This window comes from Lentzea jiangxiensis (assembly GCF_900104175.1).
Taxonomy (GTDB): domain Bacteria; phylum Actinomycetota; class Actinomycetes; order Mycobacteriales; family Pseudonocardiaceae; genus Lentzea; species Lentzea jiangxiensis.
In genome coordinates, this window is sequence record NZ_FNIX01000001.1 from 1,300,376 (window position 1) to 1,321,219 (window position 20,844).

The 20,844-nt window shown below is 69.5% G+C and carries 24 protein-coding genes; 17 read left to right on the top strand and 7 right to left on the bottom strand.

Features of this window, described 5'->3' with window-relative positions; genetic code table 11:
• The first annotated feature begins 7 nt into the window (after positions 1-7).
• Positions 8-1,132 (top strand): aminotransferase class V-fold PLP-dependent enzyme, encoded by a 1,125-nt coding sequence (locus tag BLQ91_RS06455; RefSeq protein WP_245733169.1) that lies wholly within the window; start codon positions 8-10, stop codon positions 1,130-1,132.
• Here BLQ91_RS06455 and BLQ91_RS06460 read toward each other — a convergent pair.
• Positions 1,113-2,411 (bottom strand): M14 family metallopeptidase, encoded by a 1,299-nt coding sequence (locus BLQ91_RS06460; protein WP_090095656.1) that lies wholly within the window; start codon positions 2,409-2,411, stop codon positions 1,113-1,115. The genes BLQ91_RS06455 and BLQ91_RS06460 overlap by 20 nt on opposite strands.
• 132 nt (positions 2,412-2,543) lie before the next feature.
• Between BLQ91_RS06460 and hisD the strand changes: the two genes are divergently transcribed.
• Genes hisD through BLQ91_RS06480 form a run of 5 tightly spaced genes read left to right on the top strand, consistent with a single transcriptional unit; the run spans position 2,544 to position 8,483 of the window.
• On the top strand, positions 2,544-3,860 hold the full coding sequence (gene hisD, locus BLQ91_RS06465; protein ID WP_090095657.1) for a histidinol dehydrogenase: 1,317 nt from the start codon (positions 2,544-2,546) through the stop codon (positions 3,858-3,860).
• Entirely contained in the window at positions 3,857-4,963 is a 1,107-nt protein-coding gene (locus BLQ91_RS06470) for a histidinol-phosphate transaminase (RefSeq protein ID WP_090095658.1), read from the top strand. The genes hisD and BLQ91_RS06470 overlap by 4 nt, the downstream gene beginning before the upstream one ends.
• Positions 4,960-5,559: an imidazoleglycerol-phosphate dehydratase HisB gene (gene hisB / locus BLQ91_RS06475; RefSeq protein WP_090095659.1), complete on the top strand. Its 600-nt coding sequence runs from the start codon at positions 4,960-4,962 to the stop codon at positions 5,557-5,559. Before BLQ91_RS06470 ends, hisB begins: the two co-directional genes overlap by 4 nt.
• Positions 5,559-5,714 carry a hypothetical protein gene (locus BLQ91_RS41075; RefSeq protein ID WP_176959583.1) on the top strand — a complete coding sequence of 52 codons (156 nt, stop codon included), beginning with the start codon at positions 5,559-5,561 and terminating at the stop codon, positions 5,712-5,714. Before hisB ends, BLQ91_RS41075 begins: the two co-directional genes overlap by 1 nt.
• 54 nt (positions 5,715-5,768) lie before the next feature.
• Positions 5,769-8,483: a TIR domain-containing protein gene (locus tag BLQ91_RS06480; RefSeq protein ID WP_090095660.1), complete on the top strand. Its 2,715-nt coding sequence runs from the start codon at positions 5,769-5,771 to the stop codon at positions 8,481-8,483.
• Here the strand turns inward: BLQ91_RS06480 and BLQ91_RS06485 are convergent.
• Together BLQ91_RS06485 and BLQ91_RS06490 are read right to left on the bottom strand one after the other, a co-directional pair.
• A complete protein-coding gene (locus tag BLQ91_RS06485) occupies positions 8,467-9,069 on the bottom strand; it encodes a class I SAM-dependent methyltransferase (RefSeq protein ID WP_090095661.1) in 603 nt (200 codons plus the stop codon). The two genes, BLQ91_RS06480 and BLQ91_RS06485, sit on opposite strands and share 17 nt — an antisense overlap.
• Complete coding sequence (locus BLQ91_RS06490) at positions 9,066-9,590, bottom strand: RNA 2'-phosphotransferase (RefSeq protein ID WP_090095662.1); 525 nt, start codon at positions 9,588-9,590, stop codon at positions 9,066-9,068. The genes BLQ91_RS06485 and BLQ91_RS06490 overlap by 4 nt, the downstream gene beginning before the upstream one ends.
• Before the next feature lie 333 nt (positions 9,591-9,923).
• On the opposite strand from BLQ91_RS06490, the gene BLQ91_RS06495 reads away from it, so the two are divergent.
• Positions 9,924-10,271, top strand: coding sequence for an alpha/beta fold hydrolase (locus BLQ91_RS06495; RefSeq protein WP_090095663.1), 348 nt, complete (start codon positions 9,924-9,926; stop codon positions 10,269-10,271).
• Here the strand turns inward: BLQ91_RS06495 and soxR are convergent.
• Positions 10,215-10,661 (bottom strand): redox-sensitive transcriptional activator SoxR, encoded by a 447-nt coding sequence (gene soxR, locus BLQ91_RS06500; RefSeq protein WP_245733236.1) that lies wholly within the window; start codon positions 10,659-10,661, stop codon positions 10,215-10,217. The genes BLQ91_RS06495 and soxR overlap by 57 nt on opposite strands.
• Before the next feature lie 73 nt (positions 10,662-10,734).
• Here soxR and BLQ91_RS06505 point away from each other — a divergent pair, with 73 nt between their 5' ends.
• The 5 genes from BLQ91_RS06505 (at position 10,735) to priA (ending at position 14,747) form a co-directional block, all read left to right on the top strand.
• Positions 10,735-11,397, top strand: a complete 663-nt coding sequence (locus BLQ91_RS06505; protein WP_245733171.1) for a thiamine pyrophosphate-dependent enzyme — start codon at positions 10,735-10,737, stop codon at positions 11,395-11,397.
• A complete protein-coding gene (locus BLQ91_RS06510; RefSeq protein WP_090095665.1) occupies positions 11,397-12,290 on the top strand; it encodes a transketolase family protein in 894 nt (297 codons plus the stop codon). The genes BLQ91_RS06505 and BLQ91_RS06510 overlap by 1 nt, the downstream gene beginning before the upstream one ends.
• A 190-nt stretch (positions 12,291-12,480) precedes the next feature.
• Positions 12,481-13,293, top strand: a complete 813-nt coding sequence (locus BLQ91_RS06515; RefSeq protein ID WP_143022535.1) for a hypothetical protein — start codon at positions 12,481-12,483, stop codon at positions 13,291-13,293.
• 10 nt (positions 13,294-13,303) lie between these two features.
• Complete coding sequence (hisH, locus tag BLQ91_RS06520; RefSeq protein ID WP_218130158.1) at positions 13,304-13,939, top strand: imidazole glycerol phosphate synthase subunit HisH; 636 nt, start codon at positions 13,304-13,306, stop codon at positions 13,937-13,939.
• 76 nt (positions 13,940-14,015) lie between these two features.
• Positions 14,016-14,747: a bifunctional 1-(5-phosphoribosyl)-5-((5-phosphoribosylamino)methylideneamino)imidazole-4-carboxamide isomerase/phosphoribosylanthranilate isomerase PriA gene (gene priA, locus BLQ91_RS06525; protein ID WP_090095667.1), complete on the top strand. Its 732-nt coding sequence runs from the start codon at positions 14,016-14,018 to the stop codon at positions 14,745-14,747.
• On the opposite strand, the gene BLQ91_RS06530 is transcribed toward priA, so the two are convergent.
• Both BLQ91_RS06530 and BLQ91_RS06535 read right to left on the bottom strand, forming a co-directional pair.
• Complete coding sequence (locus BLQ91_RS06530; protein WP_245733173.1) at positions 14,713-15,414, bottom strand: Clp protease N-terminal domain-containing protein; 702 nt, start codon at positions 15,412-15,414, stop codon at positions 14,713-14,715. The genes priA and BLQ91_RS06530 overlap by 35 nt on opposite strands.
• A gap of 458 nt (positions 15,415-15,872) precedes the next feature.
• Entirely contained in the window at positions 15,873-16,253 is a 381-nt protein-coding gene (locus tag BLQ91_RS06535; RefSeq protein WP_090095668.1) for a PPOX class F420-dependent oxidoreductase, read from the bottom strand.
• A gap of 45 nt (positions 16,254-16,298) precedes the next feature.
• Between BLQ91_RS06535 and hisF the strand changes: the two genes are divergently transcribed.
• Genes hisF through BLQ91_RS06560 form a run of 5 tightly spaced genes read left to right on the top strand, consistent with a single transcriptional unit; the run spans position 16,299 to position 20,229 of the window.
• Positions 16,299-17,057 (top strand): imidazole glycerol phosphate synthase subunit HisF, encoded by a 759-nt coding sequence (gene hisF, locus BLQ91_RS06540; RefSeq protein WP_090095669.1) that lies wholly within the window; start codon positions 16,299-16,301, stop codon positions 17,055-17,057.
• Positions 17,054-17,413, top strand: a complete 360-nt coding sequence (locus tag BLQ91_RS06545; RefSeq protein ID WP_090095670.1) for a hypothetical protein — start codon at positions 17,054-17,056, stop codon at positions 17,411-17,413. The genes hisF and BLQ91_RS06545 overlap by 4 nt, the downstream gene beginning before the upstream one ends.
• On the top strand, positions 17,410-17,760 hold the full coding sequence (hisI, locus tag BLQ91_RS06550; protein ID WP_090095671.1) for a phosphoribosyl-AMP cyclohydrolase: 351 nt from the start codon (positions 17,410-17,412) through the stop codon (positions 17,758-17,760). The genes BLQ91_RS06545 and hisI overlap by 4 nt, the downstream gene beginning before the upstream one ends.
• Before the next feature lie 31 nt (positions 17,761-17,791).
• The gene (locus BLQ91_RS06555) at positions 17,792-18,142 is read left to right on the top strand and encodes a hypothetical protein (protein ID WP_090095672.1); all 351 of its coding nucleotides are present in this window, start codon (positions 17,792-17,794) and stop codon (positions 18,140-18,142) included.
• Positions 18,139-20,229, top strand: a complete 2,091-nt coding sequence (locus BLQ91_RS06560; protein ID WP_090095673.1) for a caspase, EACC1-associated type — start codon at positions 18,139-18,141, stop codon at positions 20,227-20,229. The genes BLQ91_RS06555 and BLQ91_RS06560 overlap by 4 nt, the downstream gene beginning before the upstream one ends.
• Here BLQ91_RS06560 and BLQ91_RS06565 read toward each other — a convergent pair.
• Positions 20,226-20,828, bottom strand: a complete 603-nt coding sequence (locus BLQ91_RS06565) for a TetR/AcrR family transcriptional regulator (protein WP_425412431.1) — start codon at positions 20,826-20,828, stop codon at positions 20,226-20,228. The two genes, BLQ91_RS06560 and BLQ91_RS06565, sit on opposite strands and share 4 nt — an antisense overlap.
• Positions 20,829-20,844: the final 16 nt, after the last annotated feature.

Sequence of the window (20,844 nt, forward strand, 5' to 3'; positions counted from 1 at the left end):
GCGAACCGTGAGCGACCTGATCTTCCTGGACAGCGCCGGTTCCTCGATCCCACCCGCTCCCGTCGTCGACGAGGTGGTCGGGCACCTCCGCCGGGAGACCGAGATCGGCGGCTACCGGGCCGCCGCGGAACGCCGCGACGACCTCGAGGCCGGGTACGGCGTGCTGGCCGAGCTCTTCGGCTGCGAGCCGTCCGAGGTCGCGTTCACCGACAGCGCGACCCGCTCGTGGCTCACGGCCTTCGACGCCGTGCCGCTCGCGGAGGGCGACCGCATTCTCATCACCGAGGTCGAGTACGGCGGCAACGCCGTGCCGATGCTGCGCCGCGCGCAGGAGACCGGCGCGACGGTCGAGGTCATGCCGTCCGACCGGCACGGCCAGGTCGACGTCGAGGCCCTCGACCTGGACGAACGGGTCAAGCTCATCTCGCTGGTGCACGTGCCCACGAACGGCGGCCTGGTCAACCCGGTCGGCGAGATCACCGCGAAGGCCCGTGAGGCCGGCGCGCTGGTGCTGCTCGACGCGTGCCAGTCGACCGGGCAGATCGACCTCGGCGCGGTCGACTACGACATGCTCGTCTGCACCGGCCGCAAGTGGCTGCGCGGCCCCCGTGGCACGGGCGCGCTGGTCGTGCGGGACGAGGTCCGCCGGAGGCTGCGGCCGAGACTGATCGACCACAGCGCCGCCGAGTGGGTCGCGCCGGACCGCTTCGAGCCGCGTGACGACGCGGGGGTGTTCGAGCTGTGGGAGTTCAGCGTCGCGGACCGGCTGGGGATGATCGCCGCTGCCCGGTACGCGCTGGCCAAGGGCCTCGACGTGATCGAGGCCGAGGTGGGCGACCGCGCCCGGCGCCTGCGGGAGGGGCTCGCCGCGATTCCCGGCATCACCGTGCGCGACCTGGGCGAACGGCGGTCCGGCATCGTCACGTTCACCAGCGACGTGGTGCCCGCGGTGGAGCTCAAGGACCGGCTGTGGCGGGAGAACGTCGCCGTGACCGTGTCGCAGCGCGGGTCGACGTTGATCGACATGACCCGGCGGGGCCTGGACGAGGTAGTGCGGGCCTCCCCGCACTACTTCGTCACCCCCGAAGAGGTCGATCAGGCGGTGGAGAGGATCAGCAGGTCTGCCCGATGACCCGCTTCACGCAGTCCGAGTAGCTCATCAGCAGGTCGACGGCGCGGTCGTTGCGGGCGGTCTGCGTCCCGATGACCGTGTCGCGCGGGTAGAAGCCGTTCAGGCCGCTGCCGCTCGCCGGGTACATCTCGAACGTGAAGGCCCAGATCTTGTGCTGGCCCCACATCCAGTCGTCGCTGCTGCCGTCGGTGATGTAGAGGTCGCTCGCCTGCTCCGGCGTGTAGCCGTTGGTGGCGGCCATCTGCCGGCCCAGCGTCTGGAACGCGCGCGCCTCGTCGGCGTTCAGGCCCGTGTCGGTGTCCGCGCGGGTGTAGCCGTACGGCCACAGCACGAGCTCCGAGTACGAGTGGAAGTCGATGAACGTCTTGATCTGCTGCGCGCCACCGACCACGCGGGAGTTCACGAAGTCGCGGATGCGGGCGGTCTCCGGCGCGGAGAACGCCGCGGTGCCGCGGTAGGTGTCCGACGTGCTGGTGCCGCTGGAACCGCCGCAGCAGCCCCACTTGTAGCCCCAGTTGCGGTTGAGGTCGGTGCCGTTGCCCTGGCGGTTCTTGCGCCAGCCGCGGAACGAGCCGGTGGCGATGTCGTACTCGGCGCCGTCCGGGTTCATCATCGGGACGAGCCAGACCTCGCGGCTGTCGACCAGGTTCTTGACCGCCGGGGTGGCGTAGTTGTCGGTGTAGCGCTTGATGATCTGCAGGCACTGCTCGACGGTGAGGTGCTCGCGGGCGTGCTGGCCGCAGACGAACAGCACCTCCGGCTCGCTCTCGTCGGACGCGACGTTGTCGCTGACCTTGAGCGCCCAGATGTCCCGGTTCTGGTAGCTCTTGCCGATGCTGCGCAGGCTCGCCAGGGTCGGGTGGTCGCGGACCGTCTGCTGCAGCTCCGCGGTCATCTCCGCGTAGTTGTGGTAGCCGGTGTAGCCGGACGGGAAGTCCTGGGTGCCGACCTGGCCCGGCTGCGGGTCCGCGAACTGGACCTTGCCGAGCTTCTTCAGCTCGTCCTCGAAGTCACCGACGTACCTGATCGGCAGCCCGGTCGCCTGCAGGGCGCGGTACTGGGCCTTGTCGGCGACGACCTGGACCGTGGTGAGCTTCGTCGCTCCGAGCACGTCGACGCCGATCCGCGCGACCTGCGTGCGTTCGGCGGACGTGTCCGCCGTGACCTCCAGCAGGTAGCGGCCGGAGTCGGCGTTGCTGGGTGCCGCCATGCCCGCGACCAGCACGGGCAGGCAGAACCCGAGCACTGCGGCGATCATGCCGCGGCGCTTGGTGAACATGGTTCCTCCATCATCAGCAGGGGTTTGCGACGGAGTGGTGCTCGACCGAGCGTGGCCGGGGCGTCACGGGCTGAGTAGCGCCGATAGCGGGGTGACCGTTGACAGATTTCCGCAGGAACTAGGCTGTAGGACATGCTGAACCGCATCGACCTGCGAGGTCGTACCACGACCCCCGCTCAGTTGCGCGCCGTTGTGCCGCGCGCCGAGGTGGACGTGGACGCGGTGCTGCATCACGTGCGTCCGCTGGTGGACGCGGTCGCCGACCGCGGTGTCGAGGCCGCTCTCGAGTACACGGAGAAGTTCGACGGCGTCCGCCCCGCTTCCGTCCGCGTGCCCGTGTCGGAGATTTCGTCCGCTTTGTCCTCGTTGGACCCTGCCGTGCGCGAGGCGCTGGAAGAGGCCATCGAGCGCACCCGCCGCGTGCACGCCGACCAGCGCCGGGTGGAGACGACCACGCAGGTCGTGCCCGGCGGCACCGTCACCGAGAAGTGGGTGCCGGTCGCGCGCGTCGGTCTGTACGCGCCCGGCGGCCTCGCCGTCTACCCGTCCACCGTCGTCATGAACGTCGTCCCCGCGCAGATCGCGGGCGTCGAGTCGCTCGTGGTGTGCTCGCCGCCGCAGGCCGAGTTCGGCGGCCTGCCCCACCCGACGATCCTGGCCGCCGCCGCGCTGCTCGGCGTCGACGAGGTGTGGGCCGTGGGCGGCGCGCAGGCCGTGGCGCTGCTGGCGCACGGCGGCGTGGACACCGACGGGGCGGAGCTGGCCCCGGTCGACATCGTCACCGGCCCCGGCAACATCTACGTGACGGCGGCCAAGCGGCTGCTGCGCGGCCTGATCGGCATCGACTCCGAGGCGGGCCCGACCGAGATCGCGATCCTCGCCGACTCGTCGGCCGACCCGGTGCACGTGGCCGCCGACCTGATCTCCCAGGCCGAGCACGACCCGCTCGCCGCCTCGGTGCTGGTGACGGACTCCGCCGAGCTGGCGGACGCGGTCGACGCCGAGCTGGACCGGCAGGTCGTGGCGACCAAGCACGCCGAGCGCATCCGCACCGCCCTGGGCGGCAAGCAGTCCGGTGTCGTCCTGGTGTCCGACGTGGACGAGGGCGTCCGCGTGGTCGACGCCTACGCCGCCGAGCACCTGGAGATCCAGACGCGCGACGCCCGGTCCGTCGCCGCCCGGATCCGGTCCGCCGGGGCGATCTTCGTCGGCGCGTACGCACCGGTGTCGCTGGGCGACTACTGCGCCGGCTCGAACCACGTGCTGCCGACCGGCGGCTGCGCGCGGCACTCGTCGGGGCTGTCCGTGCAGACGTTCCTGCGCGGCATCCACGTCATCGACTACTCCGAGGAAGCACTGCGCGAGGTCGCGGACAAGGTCGTCGCGCTCGCCAACGCGGAAGACCTGCCCGCGCACGGGCAGGCCGTCACAGCGAGGTTCTCCCGATGAAGCCCGTTGTCGGCGCGAGGGTGGAGCTGTCCGACCTGCCCCTGCGCGAGGACCTGAGGGGCCGCACGCCCTACGGCGCGCCGCAGCTCGACGTCCCGTACCGCCTGAACACCAACGAAAACCCGTACGCGCCGACGGACGCCCTCGCGGCGGACGTCGTCGCGGCGGTCGCCGAGATCGCCGGAGAGCTGCACCGCTACCCGGATCGCGACGCGGTGGCGTTGCGCGAGGACCTGGCCGCGTACCTGACGGAGGCGACGTCGGTCACGCTGACGTCGGAGAACGTCTGGGCCGCCAACGGCTCGAACGAGATCCTCCAGCAGATCCTGCAGGCGTTCGGCGGTCCGGGCCGCGTGGCGCTGGGCTTCGAGCCGTCGTACTCGATGCACCCGATCATCGCCGCCGGCACCCGCACCGAGTGGTCGCCGACCCCGCGCCGCCCCGACTTCTCGCTGGACGTGGAGAAGGCGGCCGCGATCATCGCCGAGACCCGTCCGGACGTCGTCTTCGTGACGTCGCCGAACAACCCGACGGGCCAGTCGATCCCGCTCGCGGACCTCCGCCTGCTGATCGCGTCCTCGACCGGCATGATCGTCGTGGACGAGGCGTACGCCGAGTTCTCGCCGCAGGAGAGCGCGATCAAGCTGCTCGACGAGTTCGGCTCGCGCCTGATCGTCTCGCGCACGATGTCGAAGGCCTTCGCGTTCGCGGGCGGCCGCCTCGGCTACCTGGCGGCGGCCCCGGCCGTCGTCGACGCCCTGCAGCTGGTGCGCCTGCCGTACCACCTCTCGCAGCTGACGCAGGCCGCCGCGCGCGCGTCGCTGCGGCACGCCTCGGAGACGCTCGGTTCGGTGGCCCTGCTGGCCGCGGAACGCGACCGGGTCGTGGCCGAGCTGGGCGCGATGGGCTTCCGGGTCGTGCCCTCGGACGCGAACTTCGTGCTGTTCGGCTGGTTCGAGAACGCACGCGAGGTGTGGAAGTCCTATTTGGACCACGGCGTGCTCATCAGGGACGTCGGAATCGCGGGTCACCTGCGGGTGACCATCGGAACGCCCGAGGAGAACGACGCTTTCCTCGCGGCCAGCAAGGAGGTCAGCCGGTGAGTCGTGTCGGCAAGGTGGAGCGCACCACCAAGGAGTCGTCGGTCTACGTCGAGATCGACCTCGACGGCACCGGCAAGGTCGAGATCAGCACCGGCGTGCCGTTCTACGACCACATGCTCACCGCGTTCGGCGTGCACGGCTGCTTCGACCTGGTCGTCCGCGCCACCGGTGACGTCGAGATCGACGCCCACCACTCGGTCGAGGACATCGCGATCGTGCTGGGCCAGGCGCTGCGCGAGGCGCTGGGGGACAAGAAGGGCATCCGCCGCTTCGGCGACTGCTGGATCCCCATGGACGAGACCCTCGCCCACGCCTCGGTCGACGTCTCGGGCCGCCCGTACACCGTGCACAGGGGCGAACCGGAGCAGTTCAACAGCTTCGTGATCGGCGGCAACTACCCGTTCGTGCTGAACAGGCACGTCTTCGAGTCGCTCGCCTTCCACGCCCAGATCGCGCTGCACGTGCGCGTCGAGTACGGCCGCGACCCGCACCACATCGCCGAGGCCGAGTACAAGGCCATCGCCCGCGCCCTGCGCGCGGCCGTGGAGCCAGACCCGCGCGTCGGCGGCATCCCGTCGACCAAGGGCGTTCTCTGATGCCGAAGGAAGTCGTCGTCATCGGCCTGCTGGCCCTCGCGGGCTTCCTGGCCGGTGGCGTCTACACCACGTGGAAGACCGCCAAGGTCATGGCGGTCGTCCTGCTGGTGCTGGCACTCGTCGCCGTGGGCGGCGCCGTCCTCTGGCTGCTGTAGCACTACCCGATGCGGTGATTGTTCGAGGTCGCTCGGGTAGCCAGACTCTGGCGGGTGGACGAACCTGCTTACGACGCGTTCCTTTCGTACAGTCGCGCGCTGGACGGCAAGCTCGCTCCCGCTCTGTATCACAGCATCCAGCGGTTCGCCAACCCCTTCTACCGGCTGCGGTCGTCGAGGGTTTTCCTCGATGATCGCAGCCTCTCGGCCAATCCCGGCCTGTGGTCGTCGCTCGAAGCCGCAATGGGGCGATCGCGTTGGTTGATCTTGCTGGCCTCACCGGAGGCCGCTGCATCTGAATGGGTCGGGCGCGAGCTCAAGTGGTGGCTGGAGAACAAGTCTGCCCAGCGGATCCTCGTTGTGCTGACCTCCGGCGAGTACGCCCAAGCCGTTCCTCATGAGGTCCGCAAAGCGCTGGGGGAGGAACCCCGCTGGGTCGACTTGCGGTGGCTGAGAGAAGCAGGGCAAGTCCACGACTCGAACCCGCGGTTGCGCAACTGTGTCGCCGACATCGCCAGTGCGGTGAGAGGCGTGCCGAAGGACGACCTTGTCGGCGACCACATCCGCCTGCACCGTCGCACCATGTGGTTGACGGGTGGTGCTATCGCCACCCTCGTCGTGCTTACCGTCGCCTTGCTGGTCGCCGCGCACACCGCAGTGGGAAAAGCGGATGAAGCGGTCGCGCAGGCCCGTACAGCAACCGCCCGCGGCCTCGCTTCAGCCGCCGTGGCGAACCTTCGCACCGATCTGGGGCTGAGCCGTGTGCTCGCGGCAGAGGCGTACCGAGTCGAGCCCAATGGCCAGACACGCGCGGCGCTGTTCGAGACGATGGCGACGAGTCCTCATCTCGAGCGCTATTTGCCGGTGGGCGGCGAGGTGACCGCTCTGGCGACGTCCGCGGATGGCAGGGTGGCGGTGGCTGGTACAGCGGACGGGCGCGTCGTGAGATGGGATCTGGTCAAGTTCCGCAGTACCGAGCGGAAGGTCGGTCCGAGGGCGGTCACCGCGGTGGCGACGAGTGCCGACGGCAACGTGATCGCGGCCTTCACCGCGGGATACACACTGCGCTGGGAAGTGCGTTCCGATGCCACACAGGTGATCGACACACCTGATGACCTCACGCGTGGCTTGGTCGCGGTGTCACGTTGGGGCCGGTTCACCGCTGTGTACAGCACTTCCACATCGGCAGAGGTCTACGAGAACGGCTTATCGCGCACCACACGAGTGGTCCACGATGATCACTTGGATCGAGTCGTCGAGCGCAACGATCCGAGTTCTCCGGTGCTCATGGTGAGATTGCCCGATGATTTCACTTTGCTGGAGGTGTCCTACAACGACTGGGTTCGCAGATCACCCACCACGTTGGAGACAGCGTCGGTCGTACAGGGAAACGCGGCCCCTGCGAACGGTTCTTGGGGAGGCTTGTCGGACGACGGCAACCACTTCGGCTTCTCGAAAGACGGCGACACCCGCCTGTGGCGAACGAGCCAGGCAGCTTTCGGCTTCGACACACATGATGTGCGGCTACCGGCAGGCAGGGACAACCCTGCTGCGGTGGCGATCAGCAACGATGGCGCTCGTACGGCCGTGGCTGATGCCGGCGTGATCTACGTCTACGACATGTCCGGCCCGGTGACCGGTGAGCGGACACGGCTCGACGGCAACAGTGAGACGCCGTTCGTGGGGTTCCTCGGGGTCGACAACAACCGCCTGGTATCCGCGACACGTGACCGGCTCGTGCTGTGGGACCTGACGCGCAACACCCCCATCGGTTCCACGCCGATCATTCGCACTCCTCTGTCGTGCAGCGCGTGCCCGGCACCGCGGATCGCGGCGGCGCATGGCGGGATCGCGGTGGCTGCAGGCTCGGACGTGGCGGTGCAGTGGTACCGGAATTCCATCGGTCCGGATAACAGATTCGGTCCGCTGGTGTGGAACTCGACCGGTAAGAAGCTGTTCCTCGTGAAGATGCCTGATGGTATTGGAGAGGTGTGGATGGCTGAACACGGTCTCGAGCGACTCTCTGTGTGGAACGGCTTAGTGAACGCTGAGTTCGTGGTTGCGATGGGTGTGTCGGCCAACGATCACAGGCTGGTCACGGTCAACGAGCGCGGCGACGTGCAGGTCTTCACGGGCCGTGAACTGTCGAGCACGGGAACCGTCAAGGTCGATCGCCGGCTGGATCAACAGGGATGGCCACCGGCAGGTCACCTCGCCGCGGTGAGCGCGGACGCGGTGACCGCAGCCATTGCGCTCCCAGATTCGGTCTTCCTCGTGAACACGTTGTCGGGCAAGGTGTACCAGCTTCCAGGCGGCAAGGCCGATGCCGTCGTCTTCACCGCCGGAGATCTGTTCGTTCAGCGCGACGGCGCCATCGAGATCTGGGACACCAGCGGGCGCTTCCTGCGGCGCACCGTGCCGAGCGACCCCGCCTACTTGCCGGGACTCGCCGTCAGCCCCGACTCGAAGATCGCCGCACAACTCCGCAGCGACCACGTCCTTGTCATCACCAACCTCGTGACCGGGGAACTCGTCGGTCAACTTCGGCTGAGCGAGCAACGCGGGCGGTTCGGCCGCATCGGCGTGGCTTTTTCCGACGATCGGAGCGTCCTCACAGCGGTCTCCGACAGACCGCTGCGCCGATGGGACCTCTCAGAGGACAACTGGGTGAAGGCTGCTTGTTCGTCCGCAGGCAGGGGCTTGACCGATGATGAATGGCGGCATTTCGTGGGCACGGCGCCACCCGCTCAGCTCACTTGCGGGCGATGATCCAGTGGAACATCGCCGGCTCCGGCTCGTGCATGGTCACCAGATCGTCGACGACGATCTCCAGGTGCTCCGCGAGCAGCTCCCGGTTCACATCGGGTGTGTTGCTGCCGAAGAACATCTCCACACCGAGCCAGCTCTCGGTGACGTCCGGCGTGCCCGTGCCCAGTGAGGCGAGGAACAGGCCGCCGGGCTTCAACCACCGCGCGATCCGCGCGATGAGCCCGGACTGCTCGGCCTGCGGCACGTGCAGGATCGAGTAGAACGCCGCGACACCGTCGAACGTGCCTTCGTCGAAGTCGAGGACGGTCATGTCGCCCTTCTCGAACCGTGCCCCCGGAACGTTGGCGCGAGCCAGTTCAACCTGCCGCTGCGACAGATCGACACCGAGCACGTCGTGCCTCACAGCGAGCTCCCGGCCGCACGGCACACCCGCACCGCACCCGAGTTCGAGCACCTTCGCGCCGTTGGGCAGCCGGCGGTCGAACTCCGCGAGGTAGCGCAACCGGGGATCGTCGGCGATCTGCGCGGACCATTCGAGGTACCGCTGCGCGATGGCGTCGTACCCCCGCTCGACGATCCGCTTCACGGCGTCGCCAGGTAGCTCGCCGGTACGTGCTGGGTGAGCCACACCCCGTTGGCGCTGAGCCGGAACTCGTGCCCGTTCTCGTGCATCGCCCTGGCGTCGACCGTCAGCACCAACGGCCGCCCGCGCCGCGCGCCGACCCTTCGCGCGGTCTCGCGGTCGGGGGAGAGGTGCACGTCGTGGCGCGACATGGGGCGCAGGCCGTCGCGCATGATGTCGTCGAGGTGCTGCGCGACCGTGCCGTGGAACAGCTGGTCCGGCGGTGTTGCCGTCGGCAGGCCCAGGTCCACCTCGACGCTGTGGCCCTGGTTCGCGCGGATGCGGTCGCCCACGATCGTGAAGCGGTTCTTGTCGTTGCGCGCCACGACCTCGAGCATGTCGGCCTCGGAGATGCCGAGCGCGGTCAGGAGGTCGGTCACCGGGACCCAGCCCGCGGGATCGAGGGTCAGGCCGACGCGCTCGGGCTGGTGCCGGAGCGCCTTGGACATCCGCTTCGAGAGGCGGATCATTCTTTCGTCTTCCATTTCGACCCCAGGAAACCACAGCGCGTCCACCGATTTTGCGATCTCATGGCCGGGTGTGGCGCGAACGGCGGGTGACCGGTGAGACCGAGACCTTCGTGGCGTGGCGGGAGGGGCGGCAGGACCGGGCGTTGCTCGCGATCCACGGCGGCCCCGACTGGGACCACAGCTACCTCCGCGACCCGCTGTCGGAGCTCGGCTGCCGACTGCTCCTGCCCGACCTGCGCGGATGCGGCCGGTCGGGAAGACCCCTGGCGCCGCCAGGATCTGACGCCGGACGACGTCAAGGCCGAGGCGGTCGCGGCGGCACCGGCGAACATCCGGCGCGCCGAGGCGATGCCGGGCTACCTGCGGCGGCTGGAGGACGTCCGGTTCGGTGCCGAGTGGGTGCGGCAGCTGCAGGCCGGCACCCTCGTCACGCCCCGGCTCCCCGACGCGGCGCAACGGATCGCGGCGCTCGACCTCCCCGTGCTCCTGCTGCACGGCCGTTATGACATGACATTCCCCGTGAGCCTCGTGGCGCCGACGCTGGAGCTGATCCCGCGAGCCCGCGCCGTCGTGCTGGAGGCAGGTCACATGCTGCACGTCGACGATCCCGAGGGGTACCTCTGCGCGCTGCGGGAGTTCCTAGGCGGTGCCGCCCTCCAGAACGGGCTTGAGTTTGGGGGCACCCGGCCCATGTGAGGCCTGCTCGTCGTCGATGTTCTGCAGCGCGCAGCTGCGCAGCGACAGGCAGCCGCAGCCGATGCAGCCGGTGAGCCGGTCGCGCAGGCGGTAGAGGGCGTCTATGCGCGCGTCCAGCTCGGCGCGCCACGCGCGGGAGAGGCGTTCCCAGTCGGACTTCGTCGGCGTGCGGTTGTCCGGGAGCTGGGCCAGCGCGTCGCGGACGTCCTCCAGGGTGAGGCCCACGCGTTGCGCGGTGCGGATGAACGCCAGGCGGCGCAACACCGAGCGCGGATAGCGGCGTTGGTTGCCCGTGGTGCGCACGGAGGTGATCAGGCCCCGCTCCTCGTAGAACCGCAGGGCCGTGTGGGGCACGCCGCTGCGTTCGGCGACCTGCCCGATGGTCAGCATTTCCGGCAACTTGCTCACCGGATCATGGTAGCCGCTTGACCTCCAGCATGGTCGAGGTTGAACAGTTGGTGCCATGCAACGGATACCGGAGCTCTTCGCGAGGATGACCGGGGACGAGAAGCACGAGTGGGCGGCGGCTTCCACGATCGACGTGCTGTGGGTCCTCTACGACAAGGTCCTCAACGTCACGCCCGCCACGGCCGACGACCCCGACCGCGACCGGTTCCTGCTCTCCAAGGGGCACGGTCCGATGGCCTACTACGCCGTCCTGGCGGAGAAGGGCTTCCTCGACGAGTCCATTTTGGACGACTGGACGTCGTGGGACAGCCCGCTCGGCCAGCACCCCGACCGGGTGCTCGTGCGCGGCGCCGAGATCAGCAGCGGCTCGCTCGGCCACGGGCTGCCGATCGCGGTCGGCACGGCGATCGGACAGCGGATCGGCGGAAGCCGCGGGCGCACGTTCGTGCTGGTCGGCGACGGTGAGCTGGACGAGGGCAGCAACCACGAGGCGATCGCCGTGGCCGCGCGGCTGCACGTCGCGAACCTCACCGCGATCGTGGTCGACAACCAGTCCGCGATGTACGGCTGGCCCGGCGGCATCGCCCGGCGCTTCGCCGTCGAGGGCTGGCAGACCACCGAGGTGGACGGCCGTGACCACGAGGCCCTCCTCATCGCACTGACCGCTCCGCACGACCGCCCGCACGCGGTCGTCGCCAAGATCGAGAAGAGCCACTGATGACGACCATGCGCCAGGCGTTCGTCAAGACCGTCAACGACGAGATCGCCACCGACCCGCGCATCGCCGTGGTGACCGCGGTGATCTCCAGCAACGAGTTCCCGCAGGAGCACGAACGCGTCGTCGACGTCGGGATCCGCGAGCAGACCATGGTGGGCGTGGCGAGCGGCCTGGCGCTCACGGGTCTGCGACCGGTCGTCCACAGCTACGCGCCGTTCCTCGTCGAACGGCCGTACGAGCAGATCAAGCTCGACATCGGGCACCAGGACGTCGGTGCCGTGTTCGTGAGCATCGGCGCGTCCTACGACGACCCGGTGTGGGGCCGCACGCACCAGTCGCCGGGCGACGTCGCGTTGTTCGACACGCTGCCCGGCTGGACGGTGCACGTACCCGGACACCCGGACGAGGTCACGCTCCTGCTGCGGCAGGCGCTGAAGGACGACAACCGCGTGTACGTCAGGCTTTCGCTGCACGAGAACAGCCGGGCGCACCCGGTCGGCAGGGGCTTCACCGCGCTGCGCCACGGCAAGCGCGGCGTCGTGCTCGCCGTCGGACCGATGCTCGACCGGGTGCTCGAAGCGGTCGACTCCGAGAACGCCGACGTCACGGTGCTGTACGCGGCCACGGTCCGACCGTTCGACTCGGACGGACTGCGCGCCGCCGTGCAGGACACGGACCACGCCGACGTGATGGTCGTGGAGCCGTACCTCGAGGGAACGTCATCCCATCTGGTGTCCGAGACGCTGCAACAAATCCCGCACCGCATTCGTTGTACAGGTGTCAAACGACACGCTGAACTCCGCAACTACGGCACGGCCGAGGACCACGACGCCGCGCACGACCTCGACGTGGTGGGGCTGGCCAGCGCTGTGCGGAGTTTCTTCAGGGGGTGAAGGAACATGTTCACAGTCATGGGGGATGACTGGACCGGCGCGCCTTCTCGCGCCGTGTAGGGGGAAGCGAGGCGCGATCGGGCCGAGCGCCCGATCGCGCACCGCTGTTCGCACGACTGTCCGTTCCGGAACGCGACCACGGTGGCATGTCTTCACGAGCCCCCGAACCGGACCAGGAATGATGTTGTGCGTGAGAATGCTGATCTGGACCCCGTTGAACGCCGCCGAGCTGCAGAAGGCCATGCACGGCGGCAACGTGGGACCCGCGGCGCTCGTCCCGGTGCAGACCGGCACGGTGCTGCTGTCTCCGCCTGCCACCAGGCTCAACGAGGCCGCATACATGACGAGCAGGGTGCGCAGGATCGGGGGCGGCGCCGCGCTGGCCGTGTGGAACGACGAGGCCGCGTTGCTCTACCTGTTCACCACCACGCTCGGCCGCGCCTCGATGTGGGGTTCGCGCGAGGCGGTGCTGCGGTTGTCGGCGCAGGCGAAGCGGTCGGGCCCGGTCGGGAGGTTCTTCGACCGCGCGACCGCGGGCATGATCGACCTGCGTGAGAAGGAGAGGTGGCAGCTCGACGCCGTCGACAAGCTCACCGCGCTGCACCCGGCCGCCGGTCGCAGGGCACCGCTCGAACGCATCCGCGACTTCACCCGCGCCGAGGCGGCGATTCCGGACTTCTTCCGCGCCGCCGGCCTGCAGGAGGTCGCGCAGGTGGCCGAGCTCACCGAGGAGGGCCGCGCGGACTTCATGTTGCAGACCTTGGAGCCGCCGCGCGCGCAGATGTGGCCGCTCGCGCTCACCTTCCCGTTGATCGTGGTGGCGGCGCTGGCGACGGTCCTGCTCCACCTCCCGGCGGTCGTGTACTACCTCATCGGCGCGCTGCTGCTCGTGGTGATGTGCACGCTGATGGTGACGCTCAGGCGGCAGCTCGTGCGCAAGAAGCCCATCAACACCGTGTTGCCGGTCATACCGGTTACGCAGGGTGCGGTACCGACCGACTAACCTGGACGTCGTGGCACGTGTCGTCGTACTTGACTATGGCTCCGGCAACCTGCGCTCGGCCGAGCGCGCGCTTCAGCGTGTCGGCGCCCATGTCGAGGTGACGTCCGACCCGCGCGCCGCCCGTGAGGCGGACGGCTTGGTCGTACCCGGCGTCGGCGCGTACGCGGCGTGCATGGAGGGCCTCAACTCGGTGCGGGGCGCCCGGATCATCGGCGAGCGCCTCGCCGGCGGCCGTCCGGTGCTCGGCATCTGCGTGGGCATGCAGATCCTGTTCGAGCGCGGCATCGAGCACGGCGTGCTGACCGAGGGCTGCGGCGAGTGGCCCGGCACCGTCGAACGGCTCGAAGCGCCGGTCGTGCCGCACATGGGCTGGAACACGGTCCGTGCGCCGGAGGACTCGCGGCTCTTCGCGGGCCTCGACAAGGACACCCGGTTCTACTTCGTGCACTCCTACGGCGTGCGCCGCTGGGAGCTGGAACCGGCCGACCACATCAAGGCGCCGCTCGTGACGTGGGCCGACCACTCGGGCGACGAGTTCGTCGCGGCCGTCGAGAACGGACCGCTCTGGGCGACGCAGTTCCACCCGGAGAAGTCCGGTGACGCCGGAGCTCACCTGCTGCGGAACTGGCTGTCCACCCTGGCGTGACGCCCCGGCGCGCAGTCGGCGCAGACGCCCGGGAGCACTTGGCGGAGCCCGTGACGAGGGACGCTAGGCTGCTCAGGTGACGTTCACACTCCTCCCCGCTGTTGACGTGGCCGACGGTCGTGCCGTCCGGCTCGTGCAGGGCGAAGCCGGTACCGAGACGAACTACGGCGAGCCGCTCGACGCGGCCCTGCAGTGGCAGCGCGACGGAGCGGAGTGGATCCATCTCGTCGACCTCGACGCGGCGTTCGGCCGCGGCTCGAACCGCGAGCTCATCGCGCGCGTCGTCGGCGAACTGGACGTGAAGGTGGAGCTGTCCGGCGGCATCCGCGACGACGCCTCGCTGGAGGCCGCGCTCGGCACCGGCTGCGCCCGCGTGAACCTCGGCACGGCCGCGCTGGAAGACCCGGAGTGGTGCGCGAAGGCGATTGCCGCGTACGGCGAGAAGATCGCCGTGGGCCTCGACGTCCGCATCACCGAGCAGGGCCACCGGGTCAAGGGCCGCGGCTGGACGTCGGACGGCGGCGACCTCTGGGAGGTCCTCGACCGCCTCGACCGCGACGGCTGCTCCCGCTACGTCGTCACGGACGTCTCGAAGGACGGCACGCTCACCGGCCCGAACCTGGACCTGCTCAGCGAGGTCTGCGCCCGCACCGACGCCCCGGTGATCGCCTCCGGCGGCGTGTCCACCGTGGACGACCTGGTGGCGCTGGCGAAGCTGTCGCGCGACGGTGTCGAGGGCTCCATCATCGGCAAGGCCCTCTACGCCGGCGCCTTCACGCTCCCGGAAGCACTGGCCGCGGTCCGCTGACCACGGACTCGATGTGAGCGGCTGCGGCCGCGTGCGTCACACCGGTGTTGTGCAGCACGTCGGCCGCGGTCCCGCCTTCCTCCAGCAACACGCCGAGCAGGATGTGCTCGGTGCCGATGAACATGTGGCCCATCCGCAGCGCCTCGCGTACGGCCAGTTCGAGCGCCTTCTTGCAGTGCGTCGTGTACGGCTGCTTCTCCGGCCGTTGCTTGGCCTCGGTGTCGAGCCGGTTGAGGGTGGCGATGCGCGTGCTGCCGTCACCCGACTCCAGCTTCGCGACGGTCTTGGCCGCGAGCCCGCCCGACTCGTCGAGCAACCCGAGCAGCAGGTGCTCGGTGCCGATCCGCTCGCTGAACCGCGCGTGGTGCCTGGCGAGCGCGATCACCCGCCGCGAACGCTGCGTGTAGCGCTCCATGGTGGGCTTGCCGAGGTCCGGTGACTCCCTGGGCACGAACCGCTTCTGCGCGGCCTGCTTCGTGACGCCGAGGCTCTCGCCGATCTCGGCCCAGCTCGCCCCGCCGCGCCTCGCCTCGTCCACGAAGTGACCGATCAGGTGATCACCCAGTTCGTTCAGCTGACTGCTCATCTCCACCGCTCTCGCCAGGCGCACGAGAGCGTCGTCGGCCTCTTGGGCGACGGTGACGATGAGGTCGGTCAACTGGATCACGCGTCAACTCTAGGTTGACAGCGAGAGGCGGGTCAACCTAGAGTTGACGGACTGGTGCACGCGATCAACGTCGATTCTGTTGTCTACGTCGACTCAAGGTGGACGGCCTCATCAACGTCGATCTGCCTGGATCTGTGCGCACCGCTGACAACGTTGTCATCGGCGCTTGCCGAGCATCAAGCGCTTGCGAAGAGGTCAACATGTAGTCGACACGCAGGTCGACAGGACACAACTAATCCGCATCGACTCGGACGTCCATGTCGACGGCCGTCCCGTCCACGTTGATCATGCGCTGGTCCACGTTGACGACTCCGTCAACGTGGACGGTTCTCGCCGATATCGACCCACTGCCATCAATGCCGATCGGCGGCGTCGACATCGACTCCACATCGACTCCACGTCGACGCCGCCCGAATCGACGTTGACCTGATGAGATCAATGTTGACGGTCCACCCGCGTCAGGAAGCCGCCGTGATTCGGATGCCGATCGAGCCGGTCCGCCCGCGCCGCAGCTTGCTGCCGAACACGGTCACCCATCCGAACACCCCGTACTTCTTCGAGATGCGGGACCGCACGTCGTCGCTGCCCGTCTCGTCCAGCAAGGACGCGTGCGCCTTGGTCGACGGCCCCTTGGGGTTGCCGCGGACGTCGCACGGCCCCACCTCGACGTCACCGCTGCGCCGGATCCGCTTGACCTTGCCGGTGTCCACGGCGCTCCACGCGTAGATCACCTCGTCGCTCTCGCCCGGCACGACCCAGACCGGTGTGGGTACCGGGGTGCCGTTCTTGCGGAACGTCGTCAGCAGCAGGTACTTGCCCTCGCCCAGTTCCCTGATCATGGCCGCGCAGCGTAGTCCGGGACGGCGGCTTGTAGGCTTTCCCGCATGTCAGTCGCGGTCCGTGTCATCCCCTGTCTCGACGTCGACCGGGGCCGGGTGGTGAAGGGCGTCAACTTCACGAACCTCGTCGACGCGGGTGATCCTGTCGAGCTCGCGAGGGCGTACGACGCCGAGGGCGCCGACGAGCTCACGTTCCTCGACGTGACGGCGAGCAGCGGCGACCGGGAGACGACGTTCGACGTGGTCCGCCGCACCGCCGAGCAGGTGTTCATCCCCCTCACGGTCGGTGGCGGCGTGCGCAGCCCCGAGGACGTCAACAAGCTGCTGCGCGCCGGCGCGGACAAGGTCAGCCTCAACACCGCGGCCATCGCACGGCCCGAGCTGCTCAAGGAGTGCTCGGAGCGCTATGGCGCCCAGTGCATCGTGCTGTCGGTCGACGCGCGGCGCGTGCCCGGCGGCACCGGCTTCGAGGTCACGACCCACGGCGGGCGCAACGGCACCGGCATCGACGCCGTGCAGTGGGCCGCGAAGGGTCAGGAGCTGGGCGTCGGCGAGATCCTGCTGAACTCGATGGACGCCGACGGCACCAAGGCCGGGTTCGACCTCGAGCTGATCGAACTGGTGCGGCGTGAGGTCGACGTCCCGCTGATCGCGAGCGGTGGCGCGGGCGCGGTCGACCACTTCGCGCCGGCCGTCGCCGCGGGTGCGGACGCCGTGCTGGCGGCCAGCGTGTTCCACTTCGGCCAGTTGCGCATCGGCGAGGTCAAGGACGGCCTGCGCCAGGCGGGCGTCGTGGTGCGGTGAAGCCCGTCGAGGTGCGGGTGGCCTCGGCGGTCGCGTTCGGCGGTGCTCTGGTGTTCTTCGTGGTCGGGCTGGTTCTGTGGCGCTCGACCGGCGACGCGGACGTGTTGAAGCTGCCGTCGTTCATCGCGGCCGTCGAGCTGCCGGTCGCGGCGGCGTTGCTGCTCAGGCTGCGGTTCATGCACTACCCGGCGATGCTCGTGTTCGTCCTCGTCGCGTTGCTGCACCTCGTCATCGTGCTCGCCGACGGACCGGCGTGGGCTCGCGTCGCGTCCGGCGTGCTGTCCGCTGTGCACATCTACGGCGTGGTCCTGCTGAACACCGGACCGGCTCGTGAACACCTGGGAGGACCCCGTTGAGCAGCCCGCTCGATCCCGCCGTCTCCGCGAGGCTCAAGCGCACCCCGGACGGCTTGGTGTGCGCGGTCGCGCAGCAACGCGGCACCGGTGAGGTGCTCATGGTGGCGTGGATGGACGACGAGGCGTTGCACCGCACTCTCACCACCCGTCGTGCGACGTACTACTCGCGCAGCCGCCAGCAGCTGTGGGTGAAGGGCGAGACTTCGGGCCACACGCAGTACGTGCACGAGGTCCGGCTGGACTGCGACGGCGACACGCTGCTGCTGACCGTCGACCAGGTCGGTGCCGCCTGCCACACGGGTGACAGGACGTGCTTCAACGCCACGGTTCTCCTCGCGGACGTGTGACGCACGGCGCGCTGATCCCGATGATGTCTTCATGGCTGACATCACGGTCCGCGTCGAGGCGTCGGGCGAGAACCTGGCGCAGGTCACCGCGGAGCTGCTCGAACTCCTGACCACGGCTGCCCGCGTCGACGCCCGCCCCGCCACCGGATCCGCACCGGACGGCGCGAAGTCCGCCGGTCTGGCGATCGGCGAGCTGGTCGTGACGGGTGTGCTGTCCACCGCGTCCGTGCGCGCCGCTTCGTCGGTCCTGTCGTCGTGGCTGCAGGGACGCGCGAAGCGCAAGGTGACCCTGAAGTCCGGCGACGACGAGATCGTCATCGACGGTCCGCTGACGCGCGCGCAGCAGGAACTGGTCGAGAAATGGCTGCGTGAACGCGGATGAGCCGGCACGCGCTGCTCGTCGCGGTCGGTGACTACGAAGATCCTCGCCTCAACGCCCTGCGTGCGCCGCAGCAGGACGTCACGCGCCTGGCCGCCGTGCTGGAAGACCCGGCGGTCGGCGGCTTCGACTCCGTGCGGGTCGTGGTCGACGCCCCCGACCACGAGATCCGCAAGGCGCTCGAGAACGCGCTCGCCGAACGGGACGCGGACGACCTCGTGCTCGTCTACTTCTCGTGCCACGGCGTCAAAACCCCGCAGCAGCGCCTGTACTTCGCCGCCACCAACACGCAGCAGGACCGTCCGGCGGGCACGGCCGTGGCGCGCACGTTCGTCAACGAGCTGTTCGAGGACTGCCGTGCCGCAGGGCGGATCCTGTTGCTGGACTGCTGTTTCAGCGGCGCGTACGGCAAGGGCATCAAGGCTTCTGCCGGAGGTTCGGTGCTCGACGACCGCAGCGGCGAGGGCTACGTCGTGCTGACGGCGTCGGACGCCTTCGAGTACGCCTTCGAGGAGGGAGGGCTTTCCCTCAAGGCGCCACGGGCCTCCGTCTTCACCGATGTGCTGCTGGAGGGGTTGTCGAGCGGTGCCGCCGACCTGAACGGCGACGGCTGGATCGACGTCCAGGAGCTGTTCGGCTACGTCCACCGCGAAGTGACCGCACGGCGGCGTGACCAGACACCGAAGTTCTTCGCGCACGGGGCCGATCCCGCGATCCGGATCGCACGGGCGGGCGGCTCCCGAGTAGTGCCCGCGCGGGCCGTCAAACCGATGTACACGCCGCAGCAGATGGTGGTGGCGCGCGGTTTCAAGGCAGCGGCCGAACCGATCTGCCGGACGCTCGGGCCGCTGGGCCGCCGGTCGGTCGTGCTGGGGGAGGACGGCCGCTACGTCGAGCTCGCCGACGCGGCGGCCATCGCCGAGGCGTTCCGCGTCTCGGATCCGCGCGACGAGCTGGGCGCGTCCTACGTCCGCGACGTGGTGCGGCAGGCGCGCCACCAGGTCGGCGACGGAGCGGCGACGGCGGTGGTCATCGCGCAGGCGTTGATCGGGAACGTCCTGGAGGCCCTGCGTGCGGGCGCGCACCCGGCGCTGCTGAATCGCGAGCTGGACGACGCCTTCCAAGCCGTGCGGCGGTACTTCCGGGACAACCGCCGCTACCTCGAAGCTCCGGAGGAGGCCGCGCGGTTCGCCACGTCGACCTCAGGTGATCCGGAGATCGGCGAGCTGGTCGGCAGGACCGTCGAGCACGTCGGCTGGAACGGCACCCTGGTCGTGGAGGAGAGCAGCAGGCTGGGCCTCGGGATGGAGCTGACCTGCGGCATCCGGTTCGAAGGCGGCTACCTGTCCGGCAGTTTCGTCACCGATGCCGCCCGCCAGGTGGCTGAACTGGAGACCGCGTTCGTGCTCCTGTCCTCGGACGAGATCACCTCGGCGGCCACGTTGACGCCGGTGCTGGACAAGGTCGCGAAGGAGGGCAAGCCGCTCGTGGTCGTCGCACCGGACGTGATCGGGGAGGCGCTGGCGGCGCTCGTGGCCCGCGCGCCGGGGGCGGTGGCCGTGCGCGGCCCACGCGATCCCGAGGTGTTCCGCCGGATCGCCTGGGCGGTGGAGGGGAAGGTGCTGCCCGCAGACCGGCTCCAGCAGGCCGAACTGGCCGAGCTGGGCCAAGTGCGCAAGGTGTCGGTCAGCGAGTACGAGACCGTCGTGGTGGCCCACGGCTACCACCCCGTGCGAACGCCGTCGGTCATAGCCGTGCTCACGGTCGGGGTGCTGGGTGAGACCGCGTTGGCCGAGCGGCGCCGGAGGCTGGAGCGGGCGGTGCTCACGGTGCGCCTTGCGGCCGACGACGGCGTGGTTCTCGGCGGAGGTGTCGCCCTGGCAGGCGCCGCCGACGTGCTCGACGCGTCGAACCCCGCGCACGCGGCCCTGGCCGACGCGTTGCGGAAGCCGCGGCGCCAGATCGCGCTCAACGCGGGCTCCGACCCGTCCGCCGCGGTGGCAGAGCCTGTGTTCGACGCGGTCGGGGTGCTGAGCACAGCGGTCGGCCTCGCGGTGCGGACGGCGCAGCGGTTCCTGCTGCTCGGTTAGCCGAGCTCGCCGGTCAGGTAGCGCTGCAAGTTCGGGGCGATGGCCTTGACGACGGTCTCCACGTCGGCCGACGCCAGCGGCTCGAACCGCACGACGTAGCGGACGATGCCCAGCCCGACCATCTGCGTCGCGCACAGGGTGGCGCGCAGCTCGCGCTGCTCGACGCCGATCTGCGCGAGCACGTTCCTGAAGATGGCGTTGACCAGGAACTGCTTCAGCGCGCCCGCCACCTCCGGCTGGCTCGTGACGCTGCGGATCAGGGCGGCGAACGTGCCGCCGCCGGTCGCGTCCCACACCGTCACGAACGTGCGGATGATGCGCTCGCCCGCCTGCTCCAGCGGCCCGTCGAGCAGGCGCTTGAGCACCTCGGCCGGGTCGAACGGCAGCTGCAGCACGGACTGGGCGAACAGGCCCTCCTTGCCGCCGAACCAGTGGTTGACCATCGCGGCGTCGACGCCCGCCTTCGCGGCGATCGCGCGTACGGTGGCACCGTCGTAGCCCTTCTCGACGAAGACCTCGCGGGCCGCGGCGACGAGCGCGGCCCTGGTGTCCTCGCCCGCGGCGCGGCGGCCTCGCCGTTTCTGGTTCACTTGCTCCACGCGGGCCATATTTCAA